7 protein-coding genes are annotated in these 12452 nt (G+C 41.6%); 1 reads left to right on the top strand and 6 read right to left on the bottom strand.

From position 1 onward, the window contains the following. The first annotated feature begins 82 nt into the window (after positions 1–82). Positions 83–1678 (top strand): hypothetical protein, encoded by a 1596-nt coding sequence (locus H1P_RS00465; RefSeq protein WP_144863046.1) that lies wholly within the window; start codon positions 83–85, stop codon positions 1676–1678. A 73-nt stretch (positions 1679–1751) separates the two neighbouring features. Here the strand turns inward: H1P_RS00465 and H1P_RS00460 are convergent, their stop codons facing one another. From H1P_RS00460 to H1P_RS00435, 6 genes are all read right to left on the bottom strand, one after another. After that, positions 1752–2231: a chemotaxis protein CheW gene (locus H1P_RS00460; RefSeq protein ID WP_144863044.1), complete on the bottom strand. Its 480-nt coding sequence runs from the start codon at positions 2229–2231 to the stop codon at positions 1752–1754. 17 nt (positions 2232–2248) lie between these two features. Next, the gene (locus tag H1P_RS00455) at positions 2249–5485 is read right to left on the bottom strand and encodes a hybrid sensor histidine kinase/response regulator (RefSeq protein ID WP_144863042.1); all 3237 of its coding nucleotides are present in this window, start codon (positions 5483–5485) and stop codon (positions 2249–2251) included. 139 nt (positions 5486–5624) lie between these two features. Further along, on the bottom strand, positions 5625–9632 hold the full coding sequence (locus H1P_RS00450; protein WP_144863040.1) for a GAF domain-containing protein: 4008 nt from the start codon (positions 9630–9632) through the stop codon (positions 5625–5627). Positions 9633–9731: 99 nt separating this feature from the next. Then, entirely contained in the window at positions 9732–10274 is a 543-nt protein-coding gene (locus tag H1P_RS00445; protein WP_144863038.1) for a chemotaxis protein CheW, read from the bottom strand. 14 nt (positions 10275–10288) lie between these two features. Next, on the bottom strand, positions 10289–10648 hold the full coding sequence (locus tag H1P_RS00440; RefSeq protein ID WP_186375776.1) for a response regulator transcription factor: 360 nt from the start codon (positions 10646–10648) through the stop codon (positions 10289–10291). A 149-nt stretch (positions 10649–10797) separates the two neighbouring features. Beyond that, positions 10798–11736 (bottom strand): response regulator, encoded by a 939-nt coding sequence (locus H1P_RS00435; RefSeq protein WP_186375772.1) that lies wholly within the window; start codon positions 11734–11736, stop codon positions 10798–10800. Positions 11737–12452 lie beyond the last annotated feature (716 nt).

Below are 12452 nucleotides of genomic sequence, written 5' to 3'. Positions count from 1 at the left end.
ACATTTACAATTATTCTATTTTTAATTTAGTGAATAAAATCTAAATTACTTGAAACCATTTAGGGTGCAACAAAGGGGAATTATGAATAGAGACTTATTTGCTCGCGAAGCTTTAGCGCAAATTCCTAAAATATTAACCCTACTAGATCGTAATCCTCACAGTCCTACCTATGGTTGCTTTGATCGCACCTTTTGGCAATACAAGGTAATAGATTTTCCTGCGGGAATGTCTCAAGAATTTGTCTATCCTCTGGCGTTGGCATACCATACAGACTTACCTGATAATCAATTTTATCAGCAACCGATACTCAAAGAATGGATCGAGGCGGGTATTCTTTATGGTTTAAGAAGCTCTCATAGTAATGGCTCTTGTGATGATTATTTCCCGTATGAGCGAGCAGCAGGAGCAGCAGCCTTTTCTTTACTAGCTTTTATCGATAGCTATACCCTAATGGAGTTAGATAACTCCGAAACCTTAAAATTTTTAGTCAGAAGAGCCGATTGGTTAGCTCATCATCAAGAAAGTGGCAGATTAACTAATCACCAGGCATTAATAGTACTGTGCTTAGAGCTATTATCTCAATTACTCAAACTAGATCGTTGGGATGAGAGTAAAGCACAACGCCTCGAACAAGTATTATCTTGGCAAAATTCTGAAGGCTGGTTTCAAGAATACGAAGGCTGCGATCCAGGCTACCACACTTTAACTATTTCCTGTTTAGCAAGGGTATACGAGCTTAACCCTAATAATAGATTACGAGACGCGATCGCGAAAGCAACTCTCTTAACTGCTCAATTTGTCCATCCTGACGGCTCTTATGGAGGAGAATATACCAGTCGTAATACTTACAATTTCTTTCCTCATGGTTTTGAATTAGTGGGAAAATGGTTACCCGAAGCATTAAATATCAACGATCGCTTTTTACAAGGATTAGCTAATGGTTTAGGTGCTTGTTACAGTGATGATCGCATAATTGGACATCATACCTGGAATTATTTGCTAGCATGGCGTGATTATATACCCGCTCGCCCTCCTTTAAAACCTCTACCCAAAGAGCGTTTTTGGTTACAAGAGGGAGGTATCTTAATAGATCGTCGTGACGATACAGAGCTATATTTAGCCTTGAATAAAGGAGGTGTGTTTAAACTATTTCGTGATGGTAAGTTAATTGCTTCCGATACTCAATTTTCCTTATTGGTGGTAGAAGGAAGTAAACTAAAAAATGCTGTAGGACATCTGATTGGTAACTATAAAATCACTGTAGAAGACGATAAGATAACTATATCTGGTTCTTTAGGTTGGGCAAAACAAAAGCAAATGAACCCCTTTAACTTAATTGCGCTGCGGTTAGTTATGCTTAGTATCGGGCGATTCTTTCCCAATCTCATCCGCACTATCTTACAAAAAATCCTCATTACAGGGAAAAAATCCACACCTTTTAAGTTTTTCCGTTGTTTATCTTGGCAAGATGGACATTGGCAAGTCTATGATGAGTTATACGCCGACTCTTGGGCTAAGGTACATTCTGCGGGTATTGGAGTCGATCAAACCTCAATCTATGTTGTCATGAGTCGCACTTTTCAATTAGGGCAATTAAAATCCCATTGGGAGCTAACCACAAAAGTAGAGCATTTAAAAGATAACGAGCCACTTAGAGTAACTAGGAATTTTAATTAGATTGCGACGCGCTACGATAAAACTGCCAAAAATTTTTTGGGGGCTGTTTATTTAGTCGCCACCACGATCTAGTTTAATTGACTATATGCCCTAGTAAAAAAATTTTGAGAGAACCCTCAGATTTTGGCAAAATAGCTACATGAGTAGCAATATTAAGAGGGTTAACTTGGCTAGCAGACAAAGGTAATGGACGAATGTTATCCATTGGTAGTTCTATCAAAGCAGGAGAATTATCAATAGGAATTCCATAGAGTTCGCCTTGGCGAGTTTGGCTCAGGATTAAAAAGCGTTTTTGCATTCGCTCAGTAGCAGAATTCTGGGGAGATAATTTCTGAGCAAGATTGACAACAGTTACGGTTTGCCCTTCAAAATCTGTGATTCCCAAACTGCTATCTGCTGTATTAGTAACAGGAGGACAGTTGATTACCTTGAAGATCGTACTAATTGGCAAAGCGAAAAAATGATTTGCCATCTCAAACACAAGCACTTTGAGTAATTTAACATCAGAAGTAATGTGAGAGAGTCGTTGGGGTGGAAAATGGGTGTTGAACATAAGTAAAATCTTCTCTGCTAAGAAACTGAGATATTTGCTGTTTTTTGAGAGATCAAGTCGGATAGCAAACTAAGCAATTTCTGCTCAGAGTAAGGCTTGGTTAAATATGCCCTAGCTCCCAATTCAAAAGCCATTTGGCGATGCTTAAGACTACTACGAGAAGTTAACACGATCGTATCCACTGGCGACAAGTTAGCATCTTGATGATAGGCATGCAAAAACTCAAATCCATTCACCTTGGGCATCTCGATATCACAAATTATGATTTTAATTTCTGAATGCTGACGTAATTGAGTGAGTGCTTCTTGCCCATCTTCTGCTTGTAGAACAGAGCAACCAGCTTTTTCTAACATCAAGACCAGCAGTTTTCTTTGAGTAGGGGAATCATCGACAATTAAGATTGACTGTCCTTGTAGTGCCAAGGTGGAATTTAAGCTACCAGAAGGACTAAGTAATCGATCGCTTGAGGAATTGCTAGTGGGTAAACTCGACTGTTCTATTTCAGCCGACCAGTTTAGGGGAGAAGTCGAAACTGTAATGGATTCAGGCAATATCCTAGCTTGCCGAGAAGAATTAAACTGACTCCAAGTCTGGTTAACTAATTCTAATGGATCTAGAACCATAACCAAACGACTGTTACTGAGGACGCTATATCCCTGAATGTAGCTAGGTAAGGTAGGCTTTTTACCCAAAGATTTAATTGCGAATTCCTGCTTAGTCACAATTTGTTCTACTTCGAGACACAAGAGTTGGTCTTGCTGCTGTAGCATTACTAGAGGAGCTATTTTTTGACGCTGGGTCGGAATTGAATCAGAGAAACTATCAGTGGGAAAACTGTAAGCTAACAAGCTGGCAAGGGTTCTAATGGGTACTTGTTGTCTTTCTTTACCCTCTCCCCACAATAAAAACTTCTGATGGGGATGCCCTTGAATAATGGTTTGGGAGCTAATCCGATCGGGTTCTGGTTGCAACACCCGTTCGATCGACTCTGTCAGCAAGGCATAAGAAAGTCCGTTAGACTGACAAACTAGCATCTTGGCTGTGATTAAGACCAAAGGAAGATGTAGCGAGAATACTGTTCCTTCTCCTGCAACAGAACTAACTGTGACTGAGCCTTGAAGTCTCTGAATCTGACTGCGAACTACATCTAGTCCTACTCCCCTACCAGACAACTCAGTAATCTGTTCTGTTGTAGAGAAACCAGGCTCGAATAGAAGCTCTGCCAGTTCCCTCTCTGAAGCTATTTCTGCTCGATCGGGGTCAAGTAGTTGCTGTTCTACACCAGAGACACGAATTCGCTCCCAGTTCAGTCCCTGCCCGTCATCTGCCACTTCAATTATGGTACGGTTACCTTGATGGTAAGCATGAATTCTAATGCTGCCAGTTTCTGATTTACCTCGTTGACGGCGCATTTCAGGAGACTCAATGCCATGGGCGATCGCATTACGCACTAAATGAAGTAAAGGATCGAATAAATTTTCTGCAATACTCTTATCGATTAAAATGTGTGTACCAATCAGTTCTAGCTGGGCAGGTTTACGATTAACAGTAGCAAGTTGCTTGATAATGGGTGGAAATCTCTTTAAAAGTAGACCTAAAGGAAGCATACGCGCTTGAAGCAAATTGTCCTGAGCATCAGCTAGGAGTTTCCCTTTCTTTTTGAGCATCAGTTGGGATTGCCTGACGGAAAAATCAACTTCTTCGATGTTTGACTGCAACTGCACCATTGTCGACCTTACCGATTGAATCAAAATGTGCATCTCGCTGTAGGCATCCATTTCCAGAGAATCAAACCTCTCTCCTATCAAGGATGGGGACGCGCCCTCACTAGCTTGGGAATGAGGTAATTTTTCCCTTTGAGCAGAACAATATTTATCTGACCAATCTCGTATTAGGTTCAACCCTTGCTGACACCTTTGCAACTGCTTCAGTGTTTTCTGAGTATTCTCCTGGGACTGGTTAGTTTGCAATGTCTGCTGGTTTTGAGCGATCGTTAATTCACCGAATATAGAGTTGAGGCGTTTGAGTTGTAGCAAATCTACCCGAACCTCTTTTCCTGATGATTGAGAAGAAAAATCAGATTTTGGTGGTGTTGTCTTCTGCTCTCGATCGGACTGATGAGAAAAATCTGAGTCTTCAGAAACTTCAGACTCTTGCCGATCTAATCCTATTTTTTGTAAAATTTGGTCTATAGCATCTCCAGCATTCAACTGACGACTAGAGACAGTATCGGGAGCTTGCTGCTCTTGTGGTGAAACAGTAGTCCCTAATTGTTGATAATTTGGCTCTACTGGTACTGGCTCTAAAGAAACTTCTGACTCGCTTTCTGAGGTATCTTCAGGAGTTTCTGGTTCGAGAAATAACTTTGAGTTGGTTGCTTTGACTAGTCGATCTAAATGAGTAAGAGAAGAAGATGATGACGACGACGATCCTTGTGCTGCTAGCTCCCGCAAAGCTATGGAAGGTTCTCCACCACGATAGCGATCGCCATCGAGGACAGCAGTTCGTGCTTTTTGTAAGTCTTCTAAAGCCAATTTAGCGATTAGGATAGCTTGGTTCGGATGTTGCTTTAGGGCAGTTAAAATTGTTTGGGCAAGTTCTTTCATGCCAGGAAGATTATAGGACTCCGCTATGCCGATAAAAAACTCGGCTTCGGAACTTAAGGTAATAGCAACTTGCTCAGAATTCTCTGTTGCCAATATAGCTGCCAATTGTTGTAATTCTTGCTGCATACTTTCGGCAAAGATAGAGCCAACGACATCAAAACCCAACTCTTCTGAAGTAGGCAGGGGAGCTTCGCGATCGAAAAAATCCCCTAGTTTAGTTTGTAGTTTGGCAAAAACTACAGCTACTCGGTTGAGAATCTCAGTTTCCTCAAGAGTACTATCGGTGTGCTTTGGTTGATATTGCGATCGCTCGAACGATTGAGCTATTTCTGCTGTCACTGATTCACGGAGACATTCATAACATTCCCAGAGTAGTGCGGATAATTCCTCGTCCCAGTTTATATTAGGGCTATAGAGAGCTTTAAAGACATCTTCTAAATGATGAGCCACGGTGCGAATAGTTTCTCGTTCTGCACTAGCAGCAGAACCTTTAAAGGTATGAGCATTTCGCATCAAGTTATGAATTTTATCGATACTGGGCTCTTCCAGAACACTCAAAAGGTCTTGCTCGAGCGCTGGCAGTAGAGAAGAAGCTTCGGTAAGAAAACACTGATATACTTGGTTTCGGATATCTTGCTCGTTGGTCATATACTTCTCCTATACGGCTACAATGATGATTGATGCGTCTAATGTGAATTAGAAGAAAGCTCAGAGCTAATAGCTAAAGGCCAATAGCTCTTACGTCCTCAAGGGCTTCGGCAGGAAAACCTAGTAATTAATCGTCAAACTAATCGATTTTGAATTTACTGACGCTGGTCTGTAATTGTTCAGAGGTGACGAGCAATTCCTCAAATAAAGAAGCGATATTGACCGAGTTTGAAGAGGTTTTATGCGCTATATCAGCCACATCTGTCATCGCTTTAGTCATCAACTGCGACTGTTCAGTTTGAGTTGAAGTCGAAGCGGTAATCTGTTGGACTCGATCGCTAATCTGGTTGGTTGCTGAGGAGATTTCATCAAGGCTCTGGCGAGTTTTATTGACTAATTCCGTCCCTTTAACAACCTGCATAATACCTAATTCCATTGCCTCGGTGACTGATTGAGTCTCGGTGCGGATTTCCTGTACTAAGCGTTCAATTTCTGTACCCGCATTAGCAGACTGATAAGCTAGGGTTCTGATTTCATCGGCTACTACAGCAAAACCCCGTCCATATTCACCAGCACGAGTTGCTTCAATGGCAGCATTAATAGCTAATAGATTAGTTTGATTAGCGAAGTTATCAATTAGGTTGACAACTTTGGCAATTTTTTGCGATGATTCTCCCAGATTTTTGAGCTTTTTAGCTGTTTCCGCCACGGTTTCTCTAATTTCCGCAATTCCTGCTACGGTTTCCTTCATGACTGAATCTCCTGCTTGAACAGTTCGATTAGCATCTAGTACTGCCTTATCTACTTGCTGGGCATTAACCGCTACCTGGGCAATCAACTCTACCATTTGCTGTAGTTCCTTCAAGGCTTGTCTTAAGTCCTGGGATTGTTTTTGGGCTTGGTAAGATAGTTGACCAACAGCAAGTTTACTATTACTACAGGTTTGATCTACTTTTTCCGCAGAGGATTTTACCTGTTTTACTAGTTCTCGCAAAGTTTGTAAGGTAGTATTGTAAGCGTCAGCGATCGTACCTACTTCATCTTCCCAGAGAGGAACTTTTACAGTCAAATCTCCTTGTAAAGAAGGCTCTATGGTTCTGAGCAAGCTTAATGTTTCTCTTTGTAGCCTTTCTTTGTCTGTTTTCTCTCGTTCTGCTGCTTCAGCCAATTGCTGCTGCTGAAGATTTAGCTGCTGTAGGTACTCTGCTCGCTGTATGACAACCCCTAGCTGGGCAGCCACCTGGGTCAATAGCCTTAGCTCGTTCTCACTCCAGTTGCGTGGTTCACTGTTGTGGTAGGCTGCTAGCAGTCCCCAAAGTTGCTCTCCTTTAAAAATGGGGGCAAGCATATAAGCCTTTGCCTCAAATTTCTCCAGTATTTGGATGTGGCAGCTTTCGTATCCTTGGGTGTAGATATTGTCCACCCGCAGAGACTCGTTCTTGGCATAACGTCCCCCTTGGGTTTTTTCGAGGTAAGTATCTTTTACTCCTTCTATGGGTGTGCCGATGAGGGGCTTCCATTCTTTGCCCAGATCTTCTACCACAAATTGTCCGCTCCAATCTGAGTTAAACTCGTAAATCGTCACCCGATCTGTATCGAACAGTCTGCGAGCCTCGACAACGGACAAGCGCAAAAAACTCTTGAGGAAGTCACTGTCTAGGAGTTGAGTTGGTGATTGCTGTCCCAGTTCATAGATGATTCTGGCAGAAGCTATCACCTGATCGGCTAGCTTGGAGATTTGCTCGGATTGCTCCTGAAGTTTCTCCACAAATTGTCCTTGTTGCAGAGCCACACCAAGCTGAGTTCCTACTTGAGACAACGCATTCAGTTCCCCTGTTTCCCAATGGCGTGGTTCAGAGTTGTGAAAAGCAGCTAGTAATCCCCACAATTTTTCCCCCAAAAATATAGGCGCGATCGCATAGGCTTTGGCTTGGTACTCTTCTAAAACTTCAATGTAACAGGGTGTCAAGCCAGCTTGGTAAATATCCTCTCTGATTAATAACTGGCGATCGTTAAAATTCCCTCCTTGGGTTTCTTGTAAGAAAGTATCACTAGAAAACTTTAATGAGTTTTTGGTCATACTCTTAATGCCCTGGCAATCGCTCACACTCTCTTGCAGGTTGGGGATTTTGTCCTGATTTTCCATTAAGCTCTCCCAACCCCGAGCGAAAGACTCAGCGACAAAACGACCGCTAAAATCGGGATTGAATTGGTAGATGGCAACGCGATCGCAATTTAAGAGAGAACGTAAATCTTGGGTAGTTCTCCTGAAACTAGTTTGGACATTAAGGGCTTGCCGAAGATTTTCGATGATTCTAGTGAGGGATTTTTCCCGCTCGGCAATTTTGGCTAATTGGGTATTCTTAGCCCGAACTTGTTCAAATGACGCTGTCTGTTGAAGACCAATTCCAATCTGAGCAGCTACCCGCTTCAGCAATTGTACTTCCGACTCTGACCAATGACGCATACTCGTGCTTTGAAAAGCTGACAGCAAGCCCCATAATTTCTGACCCTGGAAAATTGCCACCACGGCACAGGATTTAATACCGAATTCTTGCAACGCCTCGATATGACAGTCGCTCAAGTCAGCATGATTAATATCATCGCAAACAAAGGCTTCATTCTTACGAAACCGACCTCCTTGATTCTCTTGTAAATAGGAGTCTTCCCAACCGCTACCAACTAGTTTGGGAAATCCCGCTAGCTCTGCTTCGGCGACAAAATCCCCGAAGTAGTCTGAGCGAAACTTGTAGATATTAACTCGTTCAATCTCTAGCAGCTTACGTACTTCTAATGTCGCGGTTTTATACACCGAGTCAAGGTCGAAGGGTTGACGTAGCTTTTCCAGCACTCGGTTGAAGGCTTGCTCCTGTTTGGCTAGCTTTTCTAAATCTTTACTTCTGGTTTGGAGCTGGTTTATGTTCTCTGCTTGCTCGAGACCAATTCCAATCTGAGCAGCCACCCGCTTGAGCAATTGTACTTCCCAATCTGACCAATGACGCGCACTCGTGTTTTGGAAAGCTGACAGCAAGCCCCATAATTTCTGACCCTGGAAAATTGCCACCACGGCACAGGATTTGACCCCGAATTCTTGCAACGCTTCAATATGGCAGTCGCTCAAGTCAGCATGATTAATATCATCGCAAACAAAGGCTTCATTCTTACGAAACCGACCTCCTTGATTCTCTTGTAAATAGGAGTCTTCCCAACCGCTACCAACCAGCCTGGGAAATCCCGCTAGCTCTGCTTCAGCGACAAAATCCCCGAAGTAGTCTGAGCGAAACTTGTAGATACAAACCCTCTCAATCTCTAGCAGCTTACGTACTTCTAAGGTGGCAGTTTTATACACCACTTCAAGGTCAAAGGGTTGACGTAGCTTTTCAATTACCTTAGCCAGAGCGTTTTCAGCTTTTAGCTTCCCTTGCAGTTGCACTCGCACTTCTTCAATTTGTGACTGTACCGCTAGTTCTGTACTTATTCGTTCCAGCAAGCGGAGTTCTGAATCTTGCCAACGTCGAGGTTTCAAGCACTGTTGTACCACCATCAGACCCCAAACTTTTCCTGGCAACAACACAGGCACTGCTAAACTGGAGCTAACCTGAAAACGTTCCATCAGTTGCAACTGATAGGGAGATAAATCTGCCTGCCGAACATTCGCGATCGCTGATACTCTAGATCGTTGATAGCTCTGAGCATTTGATAAACCAAAGCACAATGAGGGTAATTCTTCTCCTATTGTGGGGGTAAATCCTTCTCGAACTACTTCGGCTACCACAATTCCCTTGCTGTCTGAGCTAAAAGCATAAAGCAAAACCCGTTCTGTATTTAAAAGCTGGTCAACTTCCTTCACAGTCGTGTTGAGCAAAGTCACATTATTTTCCGCGAGACGCAGTTTCTCAGCGATCGCCCAGAGAGTTTGTTTCTCTAACCTTTCCTGCTGATCGACGGCAGCTGTCAGTTTGATAATCTGTGCGATTTTCTCACGGAAATGGTTCTTCTCCTCAGAGTCTATCTTGCCCAAATCCTTGGCTAAAGATTGCAATGCACTCTTTACTACCTGCCGATCGACGTAACTCTTCTCTCTAGAACCATTGTCAGAGCTACTGGAGCTATTATTTTTATTGGCGGAGTTAAACAGGCTGGTCATAAAATCACTCTCCCCACTAGTGGTTATTGTTTAATCTGTTGCTTGTAATTGCTCGCTTCCTAGAATCTTCTGCTTTTTGATTACCGCCGAATGCAGTGACTAAATCTCTCTATCCAAATTCTCGACTTTCTCAATAATGGTATCGACATTCAACAGAGCCAAAGTATTTCCCTCCGAATCAACAAAATAACCCTCTAAAAAAGACAATAATCTAGAAGGCAACGTCTGGGCAGTAAAAGGCTGTAAATTTTTCAGATTATAAACTTCGAGCGAACTAACTTGCTCCACTAAGAGTCCGATGGCTTGCTCTTGAGCTTGAACTAGTATTGCCATACAGACTTCGGGAATTAGCTCTCGGCAATGTAGAGGAGTAGCCCCCATTAAATAGAACAAGTCCACTATCCAAATAGCTTCACCCCTTCTGTTGGCAATTCCCAATAAATACTTAGGCAGTTCGGGAATTGGCAAAATCTCCTTGGGACGAACTTCGATCACCTCAACTAGTCGCTCTAAAGATAATAAACCTGTAGTTTCTTCCCCCAGAGGAAATCGTAAAAATCGGCACGTGTCAGCTTCCCAAACTTCTATTTGCTGAATCTGCTTAGACTTAACTAACTCCGCAAGAGGTTCTGTTTGGCTCATCTATAGCTATCTCCTTAAATAAATCGACGAATTGTGTCCAGCAACTTATCTCTATTTACTGGTTTAGCTAGGTAAGCATCTGCTCCCCCCATTTTTCCCCATTGCTTATCTACTTCTGTATTTTTGGTAGAGCAAAGTACGATGGGAATACTTTTGGTTTGAGGATCGGATTTGAGTTGACGGCAAAGTTGAAACCCGCTTTGCCCTGGCAAAATCACATCTAAAACAATTAAATCTGGCTTTTGCTGCTGTAGCCTAGCCTGAGCATCTTCCCCGCTTCTAGCTGGCATTACTGAAAGACCCTCTTCTTGTAAATAGAGCGTTAATAGCTCCATATCTGTCATACTGTCTTCTACAATCATCACTGTATTTATTGCCATTTATTTCTATCTCTTGAATATTGTGAAGTCATAGAAACTTCTAGTAGGTAAATTTCAATTCTATTAGCAAAACTTTTATCAAATAAACTTTGAACCACGAAAAAACAGATAGCTCCTAATGTCAGTTTAAAATCAATGCTCCCTTACGATTTAAGCAGCATATATTTACGCAAAATGGATAATACCCGTTCTTGATTGACTGGTTTAGAAATAAACTCACTAGAACCCACAATTTTGGCTCTCACTCGATCGATCAGTCCATCTTGACCTGTCAAAATCACAATAGGAGTGTCTTTCGCTTGAGAAATACGCCGAATTTGAGCGCAGAGTTCGTAGCCATTAACAATTGGCATCACTAGATCGAGAAAGATTATGTCTGGTTGAATTTTGAGCAACTTGGGAATTGCCATTATGGGGTTTTGTATCTCAAAAAAATGACAACCTTGGCTGGTGACAATCTGTTTCATCTGAGTAGCTACTGTTGGGCTATCATCAATGCACATTACTAAGGGGATAGACTCTTCAAAAGATCGATCTGCTGACAAATCACCAGTTAACAATTGCTTGATTTCTCGACTGTGTTCTGGTAAATCCTGGGTATTCTTCACAGAATAATTTTCTCTAGTTTTCGGAATTTCTAAGAAGCTCATTATCCCAAAACTGACATATTGGACACACAATGAAGTTAAATCTGGCAGAGGCTTCTGCATTAATAAAGATAAGCTTCGTAGGGTCTGCTTGCCATCTATAAACTTAGTCAATAGCCAATATTCATCCATTGAGTTGTCTAAGTTTTGCAGTAACAATTGTTCAGGTTGCTCAATAATAGGAACTAAGTTGGGTGAGTAGGGAGTTAATTTCATCTGCTGCCATAGTTGCCACTTTTGTATTATTTCTGTTAAAGTACGGTCTATTCGAGCCAGAGTAAAGCCAGCTTTAGGACAATCGCTATCATCATAGGTAAAGGAAAGCCGACGGTTTGGCTGCTTATGCTCTAATTGATGCTCATATTGTAAGATGTCAAATAAAACTTCATCTAAAGTGTTTTTAACTAAAGCTGCTATCTGAGAACGCCTGCTCATGTCTTGTTTTAATATGCTTGAAAGGCGCAAATATCCGTCGAATTTAGATGTTTCCAGATTGATTTGCTTTAATTTACTGATTTCAGGGCAGTAATGATTTAAAAGCCTATGCCAACGTTCTAAAGGGTCCGCTCCTCCTCCTGCCCAAATTAAACGCCCTAAGTAAAAATACAGACTCCATTTTAGCTCCCTTGAAGCCTCAATATCGAGCCGACATCTAAAAGGTCGTGACTGAAGGTGGGATAGATGAGAAGCTAGACTAAACGAATATTTTTGTTTCAACATCTGCTACCTAAGCCTACAACTACGGTTTTTTCGGATCAAAGTTAGTTTCAACATATTGAAATTTCGAAAGTAAAATGGCTACCTTAGCCCCTTATGTTTGAAAGTAGCAAAATATACGGTCGAAGTTTTTTATTTGAAAAGGCTTAAATACTTGATTGTAAATAATTCTGAAACAGAAGGCACGGGTTTGTCAATATTTTTACTTAGATGAATACTTAAGTCTATGCCATTCATAAGGAAATATCTTGAGATGGACAGCTTGATAACTTTTATCTTCTGTCTTTTCCCAATACTTTTTGATTAAGAATTTTATAGAGATTTTTATGTATGAAGTTTCAAGAGATTCAAGTTCATTTTATCAAGCCTTATTGGGCTTAAATAAGAAGTATTGTGTCTTTTTCTCTTTTTTTCTAATTCACACCAGACATACT

It is taken from the genome of Hyella patelloides LEGE 07179 (genome assembly GCF_900659865.1).
GTDB lineage: Bacteria > Cyanobacteriota > Cyanobacteriia > Cyanobacteriales > Xenococcaceae > Hyella > Hyella patelloides.
The sequence above is the reverse complement of the archived record's forward strand: the minus strand, read 5'-3'. Positions and strand labels throughout refer to the sequence as shown.